Here is a 19,906-nt window from a genome sequence, read left to right as displayed (position 1 = left end):
ATTTTAGCTTCCAACGTTCTCCAGTTCCTCAGACGTCCAGGTTCCGCACGTTCAGTGCGTTGTCCTCGATGAATCGCTTCCGCGGTTCGACCACGTCCCCCATGAGGACATCGAACATCTTGTCCGCCTCAAGTCGGTTTTCTTCATCCAGCCTCACCCGCAGGAACTGCCGTCTCTCGGGATCCATGGTGGTCGAGTAAAGCTCCTTCGCATTCATTTCACCCAGACCCTTGAATCGCTGGATCCGCATGCCCCGACGACCGATCTCGAGGACCCGGTCAAGGATCTCGAAGAGGTTGTGCACCGGTGACGGTTCGGCTTCCGATCCATCCCCCTCGACGAGTTCGTAGATTGGCTTGTCGTCCGAGTAGAACGGATCGGTTTCGACCCCCAACTCCTGAAGGCGGGCCAACAGCTTGCTGATCGCATGCGCCTCATGAAGTTCATACTTCATCGCACGCCGGGCGTTGCCCTCATACTTTTCCTTGTATGCCGCGATCTCTTCCTCGGTGAGTTCCTCGTCGAACAAGCGAAGGTCACGGTTCTCCGCGGCGAATTCGAGCAAGGTCCGTTCGTCCGCAAAATAGTGGATGGCCTCGGTGTTCCCTTCACGGACCCGGACCATGTATTCCGGCATCTTCCCGTCCTTGCGGGCATCCAGCAGATCCCGGAAGTTCCCACCGTGCCCCTCGAGCGCGGAAGTGTAGCGGGTCAGCTGGGCGAGCGTATCGAGAACGCTGCGCAGCAGGTCACTTTCAACGTGGGTATCCCCACCCGGCTTGTGCAGGCGGACATCCTCCGAGCCCAGTGATATGAGGATCTTGTTCAAGGCCGCATCGTCCGCGATGTATTCCTCCCGCTTCTTCCTCGTCACCTTGTAGAGCGGCGGTTGGGCGATGTAGAGATACCCCGCCCGAACCATCTCCGGCATGTGACGGCAGAAGAAGGTCAGCAACAAGGTGCGGATGTGGGATCCGTCCACGTCGGCATCGGTCATGATGATGATCTTGTGGTAGCGCACCTTCGACAGATCGAAGGCCCCTTCCTGGTCACCCTCACCGATGCCTGCGCCGATGGCGGTGATCATCGCCTGGATCTCCTTGTTCTGGAGTGCCCGGTGAAGACGGGCTTTCTCCACGTTGATCACCTTGCCCCGAAGTGGAAGGATGGCCTGTGTTGTCCGCTTGCGACCGGACTTCGCCGAGCCGCCCGCCGAGTCTCCCTCAACAATGTAGAGTTCTGATTTCGCCGGATCACGCTCCGAGCAGTCCGCGAGCTTGCCCGGCAAGCCACCGCCGGAAAGGACCGACTTACGGACCGTTTCACGGGCTTTTCGTGCCGCTTCACGCGCACGGGCAGCGTTCACCCCCTTCTCGATGATCGTTTTGGCCAGTCCCGGATTCTCCTCGAAATACGTCTGAAGCCCTTCATAGACGATGGAACTCACCACTCCCTCGATCTCGACGTTGACCAGCTTGTCCTTGGTCTGCGAACTGAAGCGAGGATTCGGCATCTTCACGCTGATCACGCACACGATGCCTTCGCGCACGTCGTCACCGCTCAGGGCCGGATCCTTGTCCTTCAGCAGCTTGTTGGCCTTGGCATACTGGTTGATGGCCCTGGTCAGGGCACCACGGAAACCGGTCAGGTGCGTGCCTCCGTCCGCATTCGGGATCGAGTTCGCGAAGCAGAGGATCTGATCGTTGTAGGAGTCGTTGTATTGGAAAACCACATCGGCGAAGACATCGTCCTCGACGACCTTGCCATCGTAATCCACCTCGACCTTCCGCTTTCCACGAAGCGTGACAGGCTCGGGGTGAACGAGCGTCTTGTTTTCGCCGAGCTGCTCGACGAATTCCTCAATGCCACGGGCATAGAAGAAGCTGGCCTTCTGAGCACTCTCCGGCCTTTCGTCCTCCAACTCAATCGTCAGACCAGGGTTGAGGAAGGTGAGTTCCCGGAGACGCTTGGCCAACCGCTCGAACTCGAAATCGATGGTGTCCGTGAAGATGGTGGCATCCGGGAAAAACGTCACGGACGTCCCGGTGACTCCGGCCGGAACCTCTCCGACGACTTCGAGGGGTTTGGTCGTCTTGCCGCGCTCGAAGGTGATGGAATGAACCTTTCCTTCGCGCTTCACCTCGGCGCGGAACCAATCGGACAGCGCATTCACGCACTTCGCACCCACCCCGTGAAGCCCCCCTGAATACTTGTAGGCACCCTGCCCGAACTTGCCGCCTGCGTGCAGACTCGTGAGCACGAGTTCGACCGCGGGAATGCCAAACTTCGGATGGATGTCCACCGGGATACCACGGCCGTTGTCCTCAATGCTGATCGAGCCATCAACATGGATCGAAATCTTGATCAGCGAGCAGTAGCCGGCCAGATGCTCGTCGATCGAGTTGTCGAGAACCTCAAACACACAGTGGTGCAGACCCCTGATGTCCGGGTCACCGATATACATACCGGGACGCTTCCGGACGGCCTCCAGGCCCTCCAGTTTGTCGATCTGCTCAGCACCGTACTGCTGATCCCCACTAACCTTGATCTCTTCCTCTTCGGATGCTTTGGAGTCGTCGGACATGAACTCTCAAAGACTCTGAAAATCCGCCTTCCCCGACAAGGATCATTGTGCGGAATCAGCCCCTTTTTTGCCCCTAGCAAAACCAGCCCCAAAGCGCTGATTTTCAAAAATTTACGCTCGTCGGAGCGGGAAGTTTTGCGACCCCGCCGTCAGAGCCCCAAACAACGACGCTGCCACCCCATCCACTGGGTCTCCAGAGTCGACTCGTCGGCGGCATAGGCCTCAATCATCGCCCGCGATGCGATCAACGATCCATCGATACCCAGATCCTCCGCGAGCTTGTTGCGCGTCGCCAGCAAATCGCCAACCTTTGCATCGAAATCCTTGTCACGCCGGCGCCTGATCCCACGGATCTTTTCCGGGTAGTCGGCAGCGTCCACCTTGGCTTCTGCTTTCAGCATGGCCTCAAACCTCTTGCGGCGGTCCGACCTGTAGTGTCCGGGAAGTTCGATCTTCCCACCAGCACCCATCTTGCCGGTCCACTCGATCAATTGACGGTTGGTCACCACCATGAATGACGGACGATCCCACTGCTCGGCTTCCTGATCCCTCCACTCCCAGAGGAACTTCAGCCGGTTCAGCCCACGCCGATCCAGCTTTCCGGAGCCCTGGATCCTCCACGGTTCCGACTTCTCATCATCGCGCTCGAGCACCTTGGCCTTGGCCCACTCGCAGCTTTCAAGAAACCACTCATGGCGCCCAGACTCCTTCAACCCGGAAACGATCATTTCCGACATCGGGAGCAGATAGCGGACATCGTTCAAGGCGTAGTCGACCATCTTGTCGGACAGCGGTCGCTTGCCCCAGTCCGCCTTCTGCGAGGACTTCGAGAGGACCACGTCAAAGTAGTGCTCGACGAGGTTTCCCAAACCAAATTTCTTCACCCCGAGGAGCCGCGCCCCAATCTGGGTATCAAAGACCTTTTCAGGCAGTTCACCAAACTCGCGCTTGAGCATGGTCATGTCGTAATCCGCCCCATGCATCCAGACCGTGGCACCCCCTACATAGTCACGGAGGCGGTCCAGGTTCTCAACAGCCAGCGGATCGATCAGAACCGAGCGATCCTCCCAGGCAAACTGGATCAGACAAAGGGATTCACGATACCGGTGGAGACTGTCCGCTTCTGTGTCGATGGCACAGCAGGGGCAGTCCCCCACTTGGTCAAAAAGCTTGTCGAGCGCTTCCTCTGATTGGATCAGGTCAGTCGATGCCAGTGCCATCTGTTAGTTCAGGGGGAGGCCGATTCCGAGATATCAGGTGATCAGCCGGGGGGGAGAAACTGATAACGCAGGATTGCGTCAAGCTGACCGGGTGACACGTGCCACCCAGTCGGAATCCTAGAGTGACACTGCGGTCACCCGCACCATGGAAGCGTAGGTCGTTCCAGGCGGTGGAACGTCCTTGGTCGTGATGGTCAGGGTGGTTTCGTCATTCGTGACGATGTCCCACTCCGCACTGTTCGCTTTCACCTCGACGAATGGGCCGCCGTCTTTGGAAATCAGGAACGAGTAACCCGCCACCGCATCGGGGCGCTTCGTCAGGGTGAAACTGACCGTGTCGTCACCATTTTCGATGGGCAATGGATTCGTAGGGACGTCAGTGACATCCGCAGGGTCGGTTTGCAGGCCGAATTCCACGATGTTCGAGAAGCCATCGCCATCAAAGTCCACGTTGGGAGCCCTTGCCGTGACACTGGTGCCCACAGGGAAGGAAATCACCTTGAAGCCATCGTAGGAGTCCACGAAGCGGACGTTGAACTCGAACAAGCGCACCGATGTGTCGAACGCGACGGCATTGGAGGCAAGCGTACGATCCAAGCGGAGCCGGAACAGACCGACGTCTCCCGGTGCGAAGAAGAACGGCGCCAGATTGTATTCCTGAGTGAACGAATTGAGAAGAAGCAGTGGCGTCTGGCTCGGAGGGAAGAGAACCGTTTCAGGCGTGATGCCGTCATCCTGAGTCACGATGGAGAGACGGTAGAAATCGATGCCTTGGAAGGTGTTGGATCCATCATTGCCAATCCACGTAATCCTGTTCGTCAACTGTGGATCCATCAGGTAGTTGCCCGCACCGTCCCAAGTGCCGCTGGTGAAGCGGAACGAACGCTCCTGCTCGAAGCGACGGTCCTCGGGGTCGATTCCCTCCGGAATATTGACATAGGTGACCGGGATCGCGATCGGAGGCGCGTTGTCCGGATTGTTCAGCAATGGAAAGGTGAAGATATACTGGCCCTGCACCAGCTCGGCCTTCATCTGCGCGCGCCCCCCCGGACCCGGATCGTAAATACGAGCCAACTCGTAGATCGTGACATCATACTGGACCACGTTTTCCGTGAGCACATTGTAGAAGATCAGGGCGCCACGATCATTGAAACCGGCACGTGGGCGGAGAAGGTCGGACGGAGGAGCTGCGGCCAGCAAACAGAGTTCGGGTCGGAAAGGCTCGATGATGAACGCCGGAATCACATCCGACAGCGACCAGAAGCTCAGGTCATCCCGAACCCCATCATCGTCCGCATCTCCGACGGCGATGAACCCGGTCGTGCCGATCGGACAAGGCAGGCTTGGTGGAATGATGACCGGGGACGGATGCGGGCATGGCGACAGGATCGCGTTGCCGTCGCGCAGGTTCAAATTGAGATCGCCTCCCTGGAAATTGACGGTGAATGGGCCGGTTTGAAGATACGCCGCTCCGGTTGAGAACGACATTTGCACTTCGGCTTGAACAGGCGCCGAACACAGCGCCATGGCCGCGAGACCAGAGAAAAAAACACGAACGGGTTTCACGGCAGAAAACCTCGTCGTTGTACGATGGAGTGACAAGCGAATTCTCCCCAAGATACCGGCCAAATCAGCGCAATCCACGCAACAACAGCTCGGTATTCGACTGGGTGGCCCCGACATTCTTCATCAAGGCCTCGATCGCTTCACCCACCGGCAAGCCGGCAAGCTGGCGTCTGAGATCCAGGACCCGCGGAAATTCCTCGGCATGATAAAGCCGATCATCATTCCGCGTGCCACTCTGCGGGATGTGAATGGCAGGGAAAATCCGGCGTTCTGCGAGTTCACGATCCAGCCTCACCTCCATGTTGCCAGTCCCCTTGAACTCCTCGAAAATCACATCATCCATGCGACTCTCGGTCTCAATCAGCGCCGTCGCGAGAATCGTAAGACTCCCCCCTTCGTCGACATTCCGGGCATTGCCGAAGAATTTGCGGGATTTCTGCAGGGCTTTGGGACTCACACCACCGGAACCAATCGGCCCGCCTTGCGACGCCGAGTTGTGCCCACGGGCAAGACGAGTGAGACTGTCGAGCAGCAACACCACGTCGCGCTTCTGCTCAACCACGCGCTTGGCACGCTCGATGACCAGATCGGCCACTTGGGCATGGCGCTTCGCGGGTTCATCAAAGGTCGAGGCAAACACGGTGGCACCCACGGTTTCCTCGAAGTCCGTCACCTCCTCGGGCCGCTCATCGAGAAGAACGACGATGAGTTCGATGTCGGGTTGGTTGCGGCGGATCGCCTTGGCGATCTGCTTGAGAAGAATGGTTTTGCCTCCACGTGGCGGTGCCACAATGAGCCCTCGCTGTCCCTTGCCCAGCGGGGCGATCAGATCAATCGCCCTCGGACTGAGACTGTCCGGCCCCGTGCCCTCAAGAATCAGACGCTCATCGGGGAAACACGCGGTCAGCTTGTCGAAATCCGTACCCGGCTCGAATTCATCGGCCGGCTGCCCTTCGATCTCAAGCACCTCGACCGCACTGAGGAACTTGTCCCGCTCGCGGGGACTGCGGACCTTCACCTTGATCCGGTGGCCCGGACGAATTCCAAGATCCCGAAGAAGCTGCCCCCCCAGGTGCAGGTCATCCGGCGAGGTGCGGAAGCTACGGAGCGGGTCGCGGAGCATCGCGTAGTTCTCCTTCGCCTGCTCGACGATTCCTTCGCCAATCAGTTCCGCACCCTCCCGGGCGTAAAAATTGAGCAACTCGAAAGTCAACTGGGCCTTGGTCGGCGAAGCCGCGAGACGCGGAGGAAGCACCTCGGCCATCGCCTGCAACTCCGAGAGCGGCTTGGCACGGAACTCATTGATGTCGATCACCGCGGCCGGCAGGGCCACGGAGGATTCGGCTGCGGGTGCGGCAGCGCTTTCGGGGGTCTCTTCGCTCATGGTCGAGTAGTCAGTCAAAAATCGGTGGATCTGGGTCTGCAGGAAGTCACGCGGACCCTCATTCCAGAAGATCACGTCCGCCTGCTCCATTTTCTCCGCCGTCGGCATCTGGGCCGCGACGATGGACCCGGCCAGATCGTCATCGAAACCATTGCGCTTCTTCAAGCGATCGAGCTGGGTCGCCCGGCCAACCGCAACCAGAAGGTTGCATTGCTGCCCGAAATCGAACCCGTTCTCGAACAGCAGCGGAATATCCGCCAAGAACAACGGCAGGCGGAGTTTGCGCGCAGTGGCGAGGGATTCAAGACATTCCTCACGCACCCTCGGATGAAGCACCCCCTCCAAAAACCGCCGCTCGGCGGGATGATCGAACACCCTCTCGCGCAAAACCCTGCGGTCGATCCCGCCGTTCGGGTCGCGAACTGCCTCCCCGAAATGATCCACCAACGCCTCGGCCACCGCGCCGTCCTCGCCGAGCAGCCGACGCACACAAGCGTCGGAGTCGAAGAAGCGGGCCTTCGGAACCGCAGCGCGAATGATCTCGCATGCCGTGGATTTCCCACTGGCGATTCCGCCCGTCAGCGCCCAAACCAAAGTGTCAGCCATCGGGCCTAGGCTCACCTCCCCTGCCGCAAAGCTCAAACACTAAGACTTGCAGGCATGCGGGCACAAAAAAAGCGGCCGGAGGACGAATCCTCCGGCCGCTGTGAAATATCAGATGATCAGCTCGTTGGGAGCGGGATGTCCGGAAGGACTCCACCACCCAGACCTGGATCAGCAGGAGCAGCTGCACGATTCAGCGGACGGCCGGTCGCGTCGATGATCTCCGCAGTCACGAAGATGATCAGGTTGCTCTTGATCCGGTTCTCAGCCTTTGACTGGAACAGGCGACCGATGATCGGGATGTCACCAAGAATCGGCACCTTGTCTTCCACGTTCTGCACGTCCTCACGCATGAGGCCACCGACAGCGACGGTGTAACCGTCGAAGATGGTGAGCGCGGTGTTCACGCTGCGCTTGGAGAAGACCGGCATCTCGATCCGGTTTTCCGTGATGGTCACCGTGGTCGGGTTGCCGAGGAGGTCGCTGGATGGCGACTGAATCGGGCTACCGTAGTTGATGAAGCCTTCGAATTCGACGATTTCCGGGGCGAACTGGAGGTCGATGACGAAGTCATTGGCACCAATGTTCGGAGCGATTTCCAAGGTCACACCCGTGTTCCGAGTCTCAAACGAGGTCGGGGTTGCAGGCGTCACCGGGAAGCTCTGGGCACCACCACCGAGGATACCCCCGTTGTTGTTGCCGCCGCCACCGACGGAGTTTGGAAGTTCTGGTGGCTCGTATTCCGTCGGGTAGATGAACTCGCGAATGATCTCGATCGTTGCCTTCTCACCCGAGCGGGCGGTCACGCTTGGAGCGGTCATCAGGTCGGTTCCCTTCTTCTGGGAAAGACCACGCATGATGAGCTGCACCTGACCATCGGAGAACAGACCGGTCAGAGCCAGGATACCCGGAGCCGGGCTGGCAGCCTGAGCGGCGCGGTTCGGGTTGTTCAGGAGCGAGCCGATACTGTCGCGGATGATCGCGCCGTCACCGGTGCGATTGCCGCCACCGATCACATTGAAGACGTCCTGACCTGGAGTCGCGGGAATGCCCGGGATGGTCACGCCGTCCACCGGACTGATGAAGTCCGAGTTGGTGCGGGACTGACCGCTGCCGATCGTGCCACCACCGAGGAACACGGAGTTGGCGGAAAGGCCGAATGGAGTCACGATCCAGTCGAAGCCGAGCTCGTCGGTGTTCTCCTGCTGGATTTCCACAAACTTGGTCGAGATCTTGACCTGCTTCGGTGCGTTGCCCTGCTGGGCCTGGACGATTTGCTCGACGAGGTCGAGGTTGGTCGGCGTGTTGCGCACGAGAAGCGTCGAGTTGGACGCGAAGAACTGGGCCGAAGCGTCAGGTGGGAATTTCACACCGTTCGACTTCAGGGCTTCGATGATGTTCATCCGTGGCTTCAAGGCGCTTCCTCCACCATCTGCCGGAGCAGCGAATGGATCGATGTCGCCACCACCAGCGTCTTCACCACCACCGCTGATGCGGTTGAGGAAGTCGGGTGGAACGTTGAAGGTCCGAGTGAACAGGTCCTCGCCCACCTCAGTGGCGGGCTTGAGGGTGACTGCGAACTCATCCACCGACCAACGCAGGCGGGTCGCTTCACAAATGTAGTTCAGAGCTTCAGCAAGCGGCACATTGCGCAGACGGAGTGCGTCGATGCGTGCGGTTCCGAGGTCACCACCACCGGCACCACCGCCAGCGTCGAGACCGTCGTCACCGAGGCCACCACCCGCTGCTTTCGGCGTGCGGATGAAGAAGTTGACGCCCTTCTTCTCTGGATCGAGTTCGAAGGTATCCAGCTCGATGGAGCGAACGCGCAGGAAGTCGATCGCTTCTTCCACCGAAGTGTCTTCGAAGTCGATCATCGGAATCACGATGTTCCGGAGCTTCTGCAGGATGTAGGTCGCACCCGCACCCGAGGTCAGCTCGTTGCCCACGTTGATGTCCACGGCAGGAGCATCGGGTGGAACGGCGAGTTCCCAAGCGGCGTCGACCTGTGAGAGGAGCTCGGCGCGGGTGTGGTCGTAGGCAGCCTTGTAGTAGCTGCTCTTGGCGGCGGCCACACGCTCCATGCCACGGCGGGCAGCGGAGTTGGTGCTGTCGATGCGGAGAACCGCCTCGTATTCAGCCTTGGCTTCATCGAACTGGCCGAGGTCGAAGTAACCCTGGGCCTTGTAGAGGCCCTGCCGGACCTTATCGATGTTCATGCTGTGCTCTTCCGTCAGCGCAGGATTGGTGCGGATCGGGTCGTCGAGCCACTCGAGCGAGCGCTTGGCATCAAAATTGTTGGGGTCCTCCTCGACCACCGTTTCGAGCATCGTACGAGCTTCGTCGTATTTGCCGAAGCGGCGATACTCCTCGGAGAGCGCCACGGCGGCATCACCAAGTGACTTCTTCAGGAACTCGCGGCGATCGGCAAGCAGCGGAGCGTCCGGCAGCAACTGGAGTGCCTGGGTGTATTTGTCGTAAGCCTCCTTGTAATCGCCATTGGCGTAGGCTTCACGGGCTTCGTCACGGAGGCGGTCCGATTCAGCGACCTGCTGCTGGCGACGGATCATCTCCTTCTGGGCGAGGCTGCTGTAGCCCCCAGTGGAGTATCCTTCACCTGCTTGGGCCACGGTCATGGTAACCGGCATCACGGCAGCTGCTGCCATCAGGGCGGCAACCGTCGTTCGTTGGGGATGCATTGGCGTTTTTTGCATAATTGGTGGTTGTTTGTGCCGGGAGGCCCGACGTTTGGAAAGCGAATTTTTCAGGGTTTTCAGACGAATTTCAGCGCGAGAGATCATAATCGGGAAGTCCTCCCTTTGGAATGGTCACGGACTCGGGGCCATCGGCACCCTCGAATTCCACGACAATGGATTCAGGAGTCACTTCCTTGAGCAGATAGGTTTTCTCCTTCCCTCCGGATGGCAGGGCGAATTGGGTCCCCTCTTCCACTTGGAACACCTTGCCCTTTTCTCCAACAGCCTGGAGGTCGAGGAAGGCAGTCCGGTCGTATTGTACCCAGTTCTCACGTTGAGCACGCGGCAGACGATTCGGAATCTCGTATTTCTTCCCTTTCTTGTTTTCGGAAAGGTCTTCAAACATCGCGAAGGTGACCTCCTCGTCGATATTGAGGCGTTCATTGCGAACGGTACGCTTCTCGAAGTTCAGGAATTTGAAGCGACCCTTGAGCGGTTCCTCGGCAAAGAACTCGTCTCCCGGTTCCAGAGGGGCCGTGAAGCTGACCTTGTTCTTCATCTGCTTCCCGTCGATCCCCTTGCTGAACTCTTCATCCAGCTTGGGGACCCACTTGCCGCTGAAATCACTACCATACAGGACCAGCCACTGCTCGGACTCCTCCTTCTGATAGGAGAGTTTCGCAATCAGCGGTGGATGATCCTTCGCATCCGTCGGGCTCGTCTTGGCAGTAAACTCCTCGAGGTTGGTGAAACCATCCTGGTCGTCATCGCGCTGGGGCGAATCGGCAAAGGTCATGTCCGCATCGTATTCCAGCCACCACTCGTTGGGAATCGGCGGATGGATGTTGTCGCCAAGCAGTGGATCAACCGGGTTGTTCGGATTGTCGCGGTTCGCGTAGAGCGGCACGCCGACAAAGAGGTCCACAGGTCGCTGACCGATCTTCGGGTTCTCGACTTCCGCCGATTCGTAAACCCGGTTGCTTTGCAGCGAGTTGAGCGTGCCAGCCACCTTCGCGGCACCGGCAACGGACGTATCGCTTTTGCCAGGCTGACCGACGCTGTCGGAGAAATCCTCTTCGACGGCACCGGCTTTCATGAAGCCGAGTGCAGCCAGTCCGAGACCAGCCACGGCACCAACGCCGAGCACGATCTTCTCAATATTCTTAGGAGCTTTTGACATGGGTCTGATGAATGGGATCAGCCTTTGGGGAGTGGTTTGGGATCGACGAACTGAAGGACGTCGATGCGCAGGAAGACCTTGATCTCCTCGCTTCCGAGGACCTGCTTGAGGATCTGGCCGCTGTCGGAAGCCACGGGGGCAGCAGGAGCGGGTTCTTCCGTAGGTTCTTCGGCGGGAGCCTCACCTTCAGCAGGAGTCTCCTCCTCTTCCTCGTCCGGGAAGACGAAGCCACCGGCACCGAATGGATCAGCAGGACCTTCCTCTACCTTCGGCTGCTCGAAACGGGCGTCCTTGGAGTTCGGAGCCGAACTCCGGCTGTTCGACACCCGCATCGTACGAACGACATAGTAGTATTCCTCGCTGTCATCCAACGAGCTGAGGAACTTGCGCAGGCTCTCCTCGCTACCCTGGAAGGTGATCTCGATCGGATGGGAGCGGTACGACTTTCCTGCGAAATCATACTTGCGGCCCACTTCCTCGGGAAGGTCGGGCCAGTGGACGTTCAGCAGTTCGGCGGGACCAGCCTCGGCGAGCCGCCCGAACAGTTCCTCATAGGCACCCAGTTCGAAGTGCAGCAGCCCGGTGTTCTTCTTCTGTGGAAGCTTGTCGGTGTATTTGCCGAGACCGAGGAAGAATCCGGCCGGCATGGAGACGCCGGCCTCCTCGAATTTCAGGCCGACGCGCTTGCGAGCGGCGAGAAGCGCATCGCTGAATGCGTTGACCTCGGTATTTTCGAGCTTCGGCTTGCGGTACTTGTCGAACGCCTTCTGCAGGCTCTCGACCGATCCACGGTAATCGCTGACGGCCTTCTTCTTGTCGCGAAGGTTATCGGAGGTCGGCGCGACCTTCGAGCGCATCAAGCTCCCGATCTCGCTGACCTTCTCGTCGTATTCACTCTTGGCGGTATCGTAAGCAGCACTGCTTTGCATACCCCACCAGATCAGTCCGCCAGCTGCGACGGCCGTCACGGCTCCGAGAACGATCGGGAATTTGTTTTCCTGAAAACTCATGGTTTGGTTTGAAAAGGGAATTATTTGTAGGGAACGGGTTTTGCGAGGGGCAGGATCAACTCGAAGGGAGCGGCGAACTCACCCTCGGCTGGTGCCATCTCCACGGTGGGAGCCAGTTGGTTTTGCTCCAACTCCTTGCGGTCCTTCCCGGCACCCATGGCGAACTGGAAGTGGCTGCCGCCTTCCTTGGCATTCTCCTTCAAGCGGCCAAGCAGCTTGAAGACGATGTTCTGGTTGTCCGGATTCTTCAGCCAGAAACCCTTGATTCGGATCGCGTTGACCGGTGCAGGGCCCGCCTTCGGAGGCGCCTGCCCCCTTCTCGGTTTCCCTTGTTGCACGGGCTTTGCATCCACCTTCTCCAGAGCGGTCAGTCCGTAGGCGGTATTGCCGAAATCGTTCTTCACGACGGACTTGCCACCGGGCTTCTCAGCGAAGGGCTGATAGCCGGCGATCGGATCCATGTCAGTGATCCACACAGCCTCGCTGGCGAAGGCGGCATTCAACTCGGCATAGAGATCCGCCCAGAAGATCCGCTGATCATCGGCCTCCGTATAGGTGGCGGCAATCTCCTTGAGTTGCTGTTCCTTCTTCAGTTGCGAGGAAATCCCGCTGGACGGCCCACGCAGGGAATCCAGCTGGCTCTCCATCTCCTTGTTCTTCTCCACGGCCGTGGCAGCGGCCTGCATCTTGAAGAATCCGGAAATCGCGGCACCGACCACCAGGATGGCGGCAGCGGCGATCAGGAACGGCTTCCGTTTGTCCGCCGCGCGGGCTTCACCCACTTTCGACGGCACCAGATCGATATTCAGCTTCGACTTGCCGGCGCCACGCAGTCCGAGTCCGACGAGTTCGCCCATCGTGTGGGCTTCCCGCGAAAGGACGTCCGTATCCACTCCGGATCCCAACTGAATCGCTGGAAGCGGGTTGAAGTACTCCACCGGAAGGCGGAGCTTTTCTTCGAAGAATTCCTTCGCGTAGGGAAGGTTCGCCCCACCACCGGCGAGGTAAACCTTCTTCGGTGCGTTGCCACCGTGCTGGCTGCGGTAGTAATTCGTCGTGCGCGGAATCTCCGTCGCGAGACGGGTCATCGCATTCCGAATGCACATCGCGAGGGCGGCAGTCGCCTCGTCGAGCTGCTCGGTGTGTCCACCACCCAGTGCGACCAGACCACCCTGGGTCTTGTGCGCTTCGGCTTCGGCGAAATCGATTTCGAATTCCTTGGCAATCGCCGTCGTCACCGCAGCGCCACCGACCGCAGCACTCCGGGTGAAGAAGCGGTTGCCCTCAACGTAGAGCAGGTCGCTCGTCTTGGCGCCCACATCGATGACCAGAGCAGGCTCGGTCAGATCGGGATAGGCGGCACGGAAGGCGTTGTAGAGAGCCATCGGTGCCACATCGACCTCGGCGGTTCCGAGTCCGGTGGCATTGACGCCGTCGTTCACGTCTTCAAGGGCATCCCCCTTCATGGCGACGATCACGACCTCCTTCTCACCATCGGCTTCCAGGATCTCATAATCCCAAACCACCTCTTCGAGAGGGAACGGAACGTGCTGCTGGGCCTCGAAGGTGACCAACTGCTCGATGTTGTCATCGTCCAGCGGCGGAAGCTTGACGAAGCGGATGAACACCGACTGGCCGGAGACCGCATAGCGGACCTTGCCCTTCACCCCCATGCGCTCGACCAACTCGCCGATGGCACGGCGAATCTGGGACGCGCGGGCCGCGTCGGTCGCGGGATCCGCAAGGATGGATTCTGAGTCGTAGTTCTTGAGGACGAGCCCACCGGATTTCGACGTGTCGAAAACGGCCATGCTGACCCGTTGGGTTCCGATATTGAGGGCGATGGTGGACTGGTTGTCTGCCATGATAAGCGATTAGAAATGAAAAAGGGTACCGGACGAAGGATGAACGTTCCGGGCGGAGAAATCAGCGACGTTCCTCGATTTCCGCGTAGCGATCCCACCAATAGACCTTGAAGGGAGTCTCATACTTGTTGAGCAGCGGGTAGCGGTCTCCGCGGGAGAGGCTCGGTGAATTCCACCAGCCCGACTTCATGCTCGAAGTCTCTTCGGCGACCTTCACGCCATTGATCAGCACCTCGAGGGCCACCACTTTGACCTTGCTCTTGGCAGCACGGTCGGAACCGGTGATGCGCTTGATCGTATTGGGTGAGAAATAGACCGAGGTGTAGAACTCCTCGTCGATCGGCACGTTGATGTGCGTGATGTCCTTGGTCATGAGGATGGGCTTGCCGGAGGACTTCTCCTCGATCGCCACGTACCATTTGACCAGCACGCGGTCGAGCGAACCGGACTCCTTCATCTCGCGGTTCATCGCGGGGATGGTGATGCCTGCTTCCACCTCGAGCCAATCCTTTGGCTTGAATGACTTGTTCTTGGTGCCCGGAAGGTCGGGTGAAGGCAGCTCGTCGAACGAGAGGTTGCTGATCTTGGCCTTGTCCTGACCCAGAGCGAGGTCGCCGGCGGCGATGCAAGCCGTAGCCGTGATGGCAAGCGCGGCCCTACGGAGAAAGAGAATGGAGTTTTTCATACGGGTTTAAGGTTTTGTGAGAACTAGGGGGTCCCCCCCTTCGTTGACCAGCAGAAACCACGCAATCGAATCAAAAAGAGAGTGACGTATTTACAAAGGAAACGCGGTGCATCGACGGGGCGGTACACGCGCTGTTGACATTGGTGACCCGGACGGCTTTCGCTCCCCGCATGCCCGGCCTGCCGATTCGCCTCCGATCCTCCCACCCCCTCACGGTCGGAAGTTTTGGAAATGCTGATACCCTGCGCTCGATTTCGGCATCCGAGATCGCTGATTCCTGTGATCTGGTAGAGATCCGACTGGACCTGCTCGACGCCGCAACCCGGCACGATGCACCGTGGCGGAACTTCACCCAATCCCCCATTCTTTTCACCGCCCGACGCGGTTCGGAAGGCGGCACCGGTGACCTCGATGCCGACACCCGGATGGCGCTCCTCAGCGAGCAGCTTGACGACACCTCGCTCATCGACATCGAAGTGGCGTCAATCGCTGAGATGCAACCACTCATCAAGAGACTCAAGGAGCTCGACATCCCCTGGATCGCGTCCTTTCACGACTTCCATGGCGTCCCGGAAATCGCCCAGCTCCAAGCGGCCAAGATGAAGGCACGCGAAGCCGGAGCCGCGGCCTTCAAGGCAGCCACCGAACTGGGCTGGGACCTGGCATCCATCGGCCCCCTCGCCCATTTCGTCGCAAACTCCGATGACTACCCCATTTCATTGATGGGGATGGGCCCGCTCGCACCGGCCTCCCGGGTGATGTTCGCCCAGCTGGGATCGGTGCTCAACTATGGCTACGTCGGAAACACACCGACCGCGCCGGGTCAGTGGAGCGCCCGACAACTCCACGAAGCGATCCAGCACGTGCAGAAGCGTCCACCGGGTCAGGCCTGAACGTCGCCTCCGACTATTCCACAATCTCGCGCGGAGCGTTCGGCAGGGCCTCGAGGAAGGACTTGCCGTAGCGCTTCGTCAGGATGCGCTTGTCGAGCAGGCACACCATCCCTTCGTCGCGGGCGGTCCGGATCAACCGTCCGACTCCCTGACGCAGCTTGAGGATGGCCTCCGGCACGGAGTATTCCATGAATGGATTGCCACCCACTTCCTCAATCGCCTCCAGCCGCGACTGCACGAGCGGATGATCAGGCACCGCAAACGGCAAACGGGTCACCACCACGTTCGAAAGCGCCTCGCCCGGGACGTCCACCCCGGTCCAGAAGCTGTCCGTGCCGAAAAGCACGCTGTCCACATCTTCGCGGAAGACCTCGATCATGCGGTGCCGCGGCATCCCCTCGCCCTGCATCAACAGGCGCCAGCCCTGACGCTCGAAGCGGTTTCGCAGCACCGAGGCCGCCTCGCGCATCATCTTGTAGCTGGTGAAAAGGACAAAGGCCCGACCCCGACCCATCTCGACCGCTTCGCCGATGGAGCGGATCAACTGCTTCGCGTAGTCCGGCGCGTTCGGTTCGGGCATCGACTTCCAGATCTTCACCTGCATCTGGCTGGCGTAGTCAAACGGGCTGCCAATACATTTCGCTTCGACCTCCTCGGCACCCACGCGACCCCGGAACCATTTCAAGCTCGGATCACCCACGCCGAGCGTGGCGCTCGCCATGATGCAGGTCTTGTCTTCGCCGAAAAGCAGCGGGCGCAGCCGGTCCGCGACATGAATGGGGGCGGCGTGGAGCGAGAACACCGTCTCGTCACGCCCTCCTTTCTGGATCCAGTGCACGCAGTCCTCATCGGACTGATCGAGGAATGCGGCGATCGACCCGTGGACCTCGCGCAGTCGCCGGGAAGCATCCTGAAGCTCACTGCGACTCGTATCACTCTCCACATCGGCAGCGACCGCATCGATCTCCTGCCACAGCTTCCGCAGTGGTTCCGCGGCGGAATTCGGCACCAGTTCAGGCTCACGCACCCGGTATTCCTTCGACCATTCCCCGAACTTCGCCTCGCCGCCGACCGCCTCGAAGAACCGCTCGGACGCCACCCTTGCCTCCTCCACCGCACGCAGCAGCGCGGCATTCCCGTAGGTCTTGAGCAATCCTTTTCTACGACGTCCATCGTACAAGCGCTGGAGATCAAAACGCAGCCCGGACTGACTGACGCGAAGCCCCAACTGCACCGCCGCCACCTGCTCGACCGTGTGGGCCTCATCGAGCACCACGAAGTCGTTTGGAAACAGAAACCCGGGAACCCTTCCCTCTTCCGACAACTCACCGGTATCCAGCAGCGCGAAAAAGAGCGTGTGGTTGACCACCAGCAAGCGGGCATCCGCCGCCGCCTTCCTCGCCTCCTGGAAAAAGCAGTTCCCCCGTGGCCCGCAGTGCCGGGTCGTGCAGATGTGTGCTTCCGAGCAGACCTGCAGCCATACCTTCGTCGACGGCTGGAAATCCAATCCGCTCAGCGTCCCGTCCCTTGTGCCCTCCGCCCACTTCGCGATCGCTTCGAGCTCATCGTTCTCGCTGGTCGTGAAGAGGTCTCCCGTCTGCTGGCGCGCCCGCGAGAGTCTCGCCGGGCACAGGTAATTCTGCCTCCCCTTCAGCAAGACCGCCGGAAGATCATCGCCGAGCAACTTGCGAACGATCGGGATGTCCTTGCGGATCAGCTGCTCCTGCAGGTTGATGGTATGCGTCGAAATGATCGCCTTCCTCCCCGACTCCAGCGCATAGCGGGCCGCCGGCAGCAGATACGCCAAGGACTTGCCCACGCCCGTTCCGGCCTCGGCCACGAGCGAACGGTTCTCCTCGAGCGCCCGGGCCACCGCCACCGCCATCTCCATCTGCTCGGGCCGGAACTCGAAGTCGCTGGATTTCGACAGCAGACCGCCGGGCGAAAATGCCCGCTCAATTTCCGCCGCAATCCCTCCCGGCATCGCACCCTCTCCTGCCAATCCGATCATGTGGACGCATTTCTCGCTCGTACAGCGCGACTTCCAAGCGCGAACTTCAGCGCGGGTCCGACATTCCTTCATTCCAGCCGTCCAAGCGTCTTTACAAGCCTGCCAATCCGGCCATCCTGCGTCCTTTCTTCGCGATCCATGCGGCGTTTCCTCATCCCCATCCTCCTCGCCATCGCCGGTCTGGCCCTGGCGGCCAAACTCGCTCCCGGCGAGCAGGTGGCCGTGGCCGAGCACCTGGCGAATTTCCCGGATGCGGATGCGATCACCCAGCAGATGCGGCCCGCCGTCCTCGTCGGCATGCTCATGCTGCCCGCCCTGGGAGGCCTGATCTACTCGCTCTCCGGCACGCTCGCCCGCTACGTGACCCGGCAATTCATCACCATGCTGCTGATCACCTTCGGCGCACTCATGCTGATCTGGTTGTTGCTCGATTTCCAAGACAACCTCGACGAGATCAAAGCCAGCCAGGACATGCTGGGGACCGTCGGCAAGCTCTACGCCGCCCGCCTTCCCGACCTCATCGTCACCCTGCTCCCCTACTCGCTCCTGCTGTCCGTACTCTTCTCGCTCGGTCGCCTTTCGAAGTCCCGCGAGGTGGTCGCTATGACCCAGACCGGGCGCGGTATCCCACGACTCACCGCACCGTATCTCATCACCGGCATCCTCTGCTCCATCCTCTGCATGGGCCTGAACTATCAGTGGGCGCCGCGCGCCAATGCCGCCGAAAAAATCATCCTCGATACCGCCCGGGGCCTGAACGAAACCGCGGCCGAATTCGTGCAGTTCAAGAACCCACGCGCCAACCGACTGTGGATGGTCGGCGCATTCCCACCGGATTCACAGAAAGGCGCCCCCCTCGAGCGGGTCCGCATTGTCATGCAGAATGACGACCGCAGCCTGCGCCGCATCCTCGTCGCCCACACCGCGAGCTGGAATCAGGACACCGGTGCATGGTCGTTCACCAAGGCCAAGGTCCGCAAGATCGAGGCCGGCCAACCACCGGTTTACCTCCAGGACCTGCCCGATCCCTACATCGTGAAAACCTGGCGGGAAACCCCGGCGGAAATCATTCGCCCCGGACTCTCCGCCGACCAGCTCGGTGTTCCCGCCCTGGTCGGATGGCTGAGGGCGCGACCCGACGCCAAGATGGAATCAAAGCTGACCTACCTCACCCAGTGGCACAACCGCTTCGCCCAACCGGTGAACTGTCTGATCGTCGTCCTCCTCGCCATCCCGCTCGGCCTGGTGTTCTCACGGCGGGGCACCAGCGGCGGCGTCGCACTGGCGGTGTTCCTCGCCGCCGGGATGCTCTTCCTTTCCAACGTCAGCCTCAGCCTCGGCGATGCCGGCCACATGTCGCCCATCCTCGCCGCCTGGCTGCCGAACCTCCTGTTCGGGGCGCTTGCCGCCTACCTGCTCCACCGCCGCACTTCCGGTCGTCCGATCTACGAGGCCATCCGTCGACTGATCCCCAACGAAGCCTGAGCCCCCGACCTTCACCCGACTTTCTCCATGGCACTCCAAGAATCCTGGTCCATCCGCTCCCGCGCACGGAAATGCTCCGCCTCCGAAGAACCCTTCACCGAGGGGGAAACCATCGTCACCGCCATCTTCCCGGACCCCGAGTCCAGCGGTTACCTGAGGAAGGACTTCAAACTCGAAGCCTGGGACGCACGCGGAGACGACGAGGAAAAGGCCTTCTCATTCTGGCGGAGCACCTACCAACCCCCGGTGGTCGACGACACTCCCGACCCGATGGAGAAAGAGGACCCCGAGACCCTTCTTCGGCGCCTGGTCGATGAAGATGAGGAGCACACGGAGAACGTCCGCTACATCCTCGCGGTCATGCTCGAACGCAAGAAACTGCTTCGAGAAACCGACTCCCAGCAAGTGCCCGGTGGGATCCTGCGGGTGTACGAACACCGGAAGACCGGCGATGCCTACCTCGTCCGCGACCCGAACATCCCCCTCGACCAAGTCGAAAAGGTCCAGGAGGAAGTCATCGTGCTCCTCGAACACGGCGGACGCCTGCCGGAACCCGAGCCTGAAGAACCCGCCGAAACCGAAGCGCAAGGAAACGAGGAAGGCACTTCGGAGAGTTCGACTAACAGCCCCGAAGAGGCCGACGAAGAGGCCGACGAAGAGGCCGACGAAGAGGCCGACGAAGAGGCCGACGAAGAGGCCGACGAAGAGGCCGACGAAGAGGCCG

12 protein-coding genes and 1 pseudogene are annotated in these 19,906 nt (G+C 60.2%); 3 read left to right on the top strand and 10 right to left on the bottom strand.

The window, feature by feature from the left end; all coding sequences use genetic code 11:
• Positions 1-28 precede the first annotated feature (28 nt).
• The 9 genes from gyrB to JIN81_RS17095 all read right to left on the bottom strand — a co-directional run bounded on the left by gyrB (position 29) and on the right by JIN81_RS17095 (position 14,793).
• A complete protein-coding gene (gene gyrB / locus JIN81_RS17135; RefSeq protein ID WP_200282819.1) occupies positions 29-2,584 on the bottom strand; it encodes a DNA topoisomerase (ATP-hydrolyzing) subunit B in 2,556 nt (851 codons plus the stop codon).
• Between the two features lie 149 nt (positions 2,585-2,733).
• Entirely contained in the window at positions 2,734-3,804 is a 1,071-nt protein-coding gene (locus JIN81_RS17130) for a ribonuclease D (protein ID WP_200282817.1), read from the bottom strand.
• Positions 3,805-3,921: 117 nt separating this feature from the next.
• Complete coding sequence (locus JIN81_RS17125) at positions 3,922-5,292, bottom strand: hypothetical protein (protein ID WP_200282803.1); 1,371 nt, start codon at positions 5,290-5,292, stop codon at positions 3,922-3,924.
• Positions 5,293-5,434: 142 nt separating this feature from the next.
• Positions 5,435-7,360, bottom strand: coding sequence for a transcription termination factor Rho (gene rho, locus JIN81_RS17120; protein WP_234045225.1), 1,926 nt, complete (start codon positions 7,358-7,360; stop codon positions 5,435-5,437).
• A 116-nt stretch (positions 7,361-7,476) separates the two neighbouring features.
• Positions 7,477-10,056, bottom strand: a complete 2,580-nt coding sequence (locus JIN81_RS17115) for an Amuc_1098 family type IV pilus outer membrane protein (protein ID WP_200282800.1) — start codon at positions 10,054-10,056, stop codon at positions 7,477-7,479.
• A gap of 85 nt (positions 10,057-10,141) precedes the next feature.
• A complete protein-coding gene (locus JIN81_RS17110) occupies positions 10,142-11,233 on the bottom strand; it encodes an Amuc_1099 family pilus-like system protein (RefSeq protein WP_200282797.1) in 1,092 nt (363 codons plus the stop codon).
• Positions 11,234-11,250: 17 nt separating this feature from the next.
• Positions 11,251-12,243 carry an Amuc_1100 family pilus-like protein gene (locus JIN81_RS17105; protein ID WP_200282795.1) on the bottom strand — a complete coding sequence of 331 codons (993 nt, stop codon included), beginning with the start codon at positions 12,241-12,243 and terminating at the stop codon, positions 11,251-11,253.
• A gap of 20 nt (positions 12,244-12,263) precedes the next feature.
• Positions 12,264-14,108 carry an Amuc_1101 family PilM-like pilus complex protein gene (mul2B, locus tag JIN81_RS17100; protein WP_200282792.1) on the bottom strand — a complete coding sequence of 615 codons (1,845 nt, stop codon included), beginning with the start codon at positions 14,106-14,108 and terminating at the stop codon, positions 12,264-12,266.
• A gap of 61 nt (positions 14,109-14,169) precedes the next feature.
• Positions 14,170-14,793, bottom strand: a complete 624-nt coding sequence (locus JIN81_RS17095; RefSeq protein ID WP_200282789.1) for an Amuc_1102 family pilus-like protein — start codon at positions 14,791-14,793, stop codon at positions 14,170-14,172.
• Positions 14,794-14,963: 170 nt separating this feature from the next.
• Here JIN81_RS17095 and JIN81_RS17090 point away from each other — a divergent pair, with 170 nt between their 5' ends.
• On the top strand, positions 14,964-15,686 hold the full coding sequence (locus JIN81_RS17090) for a type I 3-dehydroquinate dehydratase (protein ID WP_200282786.1): 723 nt from the start codon (positions 14,964-14,966) through the stop codon (positions 15,684-15,686).
• A 13-nt stretch (positions 15,687-15,699) separates the two neighbouring features.
• On the opposite strand, the gene JIN81_RS17085 is transcribed toward JIN81_RS17090, so the two are convergent.
• Complete coding sequence (locus JIN81_RS17085; protein ID WP_200282783.1) at positions 15,700-17,697, bottom strand: ATP-dependent DNA helicase; 1,998 nt, start codon at positions 17,695-17,697, stop codon at positions 15,700-15,702.
• 138 nt (positions 17,698-17,835) lie between these two features.
• On the opposite strand from JIN81_RS17085, the gene JIN81_RS17080 reads away from it, so the two are divergent.
• On the top strand, positions 17,836-19,182 hold the full coding sequence (locus tag JIN81_RS17080; protein ID WP_200282780.1) for an LptF/LptG family permease: 1,347 nt from the start codon (positions 17,836-17,838) through the stop codon (positions 19,180-19,182).
• Between the two features lie 27 nt (positions 19,183-19,209).
• Positions 19,210-19,906 (top strand): annotated as a pseudogene (locus tag JIN81_RS19160) (hypothetical protein); the annotation flags it as partial.

This window comes from Haloferula rosea, assembly GCF_016595525.1.
In the GTDB taxonomy this organism is placed as follows: Bacteria; Verrucomicrobiota; Verrucomicrobiia; order Verrucomicrobiales; family Akkermansiaceae; genus Haloferula; species Haloferula rosea.
This window is presented reverse-complemented; position numbering and strand designations above follow the sequence as displayed.

Coding starts and splice junctions, on each gene's coding strand:
- JIN81_RS17095 (WP_200282789.1), bottom strand. CDS start 14,793: ATGAAAAACTCCATTCTCTTTCTCCGTAGGGCCGCGCTTGCCATCACG.
- mul2B (WP_200282792.1), bottom strand. CDS start 14,108: ATGGCAGACAACCAGTCCACCATCGCCCTCAATATCGGAACCCAACGG.
- JIN81_RS17110 (WP_200282797.1), bottom strand. CDS start 11,233: ATGTCAAAAGCTCCTAAGAATATTGAGAAGATCGTGCTCGGCGTTGGT.
- rho (WP_234045225.1), bottom strand. CDS start 7,360: ATGGCTGACACTTTGGTTTGGGCGCTGACGGGCGGAATCGCCAGTGGG.
- JIN81_RS17125 (WP_200282803.1), bottom strand. CDS start 5,292: ATGTCGTTCTCAACCGGAGCGGCGTATCTTCAAACCGGCCCATTCACC.
- JIN81_RS17130 (WP_200282817.1), bottom strand. CDS start 3,804: ATGGCACTGGCATCGACTGACCTGATCCAATCAGAGGAAGCGCTCGAC.
- JIN81_RS17080 (WP_200282780.1), top strand. CDS start 17,836: ATGCGGCGTTTCCTCATCCCCATCCTCCTCGCCATCGCCGGTCTGGCC.
- JIN81_RS17105 (WP_200282795.1), bottom strand. CDS start 12,243: ATGAGTTTTCAGGAAAACAAATTCCCGATCGTTCTCGGAGCCGTGACG.
- JIN81_RS17085 (WP_200282783.1), bottom strand. CDS start 17,697: ATGATCGGATTGGCAGGAGAGGGTGCGATGCCGGGAGGGATTGCGGCG.
- JIN81_RS17090 (WP_200282786.1), top strand. CDS start 14,964: ATGCCCGGCCTGCCGATTCGCCTCCGATCCTCCCACCCCCTCACGGTC.
- gyrB (WP_200282819.1), bottom strand. CDS start 2,584: ATGTCCGACGACTCCAAAGCATCCGAAGAGGAAGAGATCAAGGTTAGT.
- JIN81_RS17115 (WP_200282800.1), bottom strand. CDS start 10,056: ATGCATCCCCAACGAACGACGGTTGCCGCCCTGATGGCAGCAGCTGCC.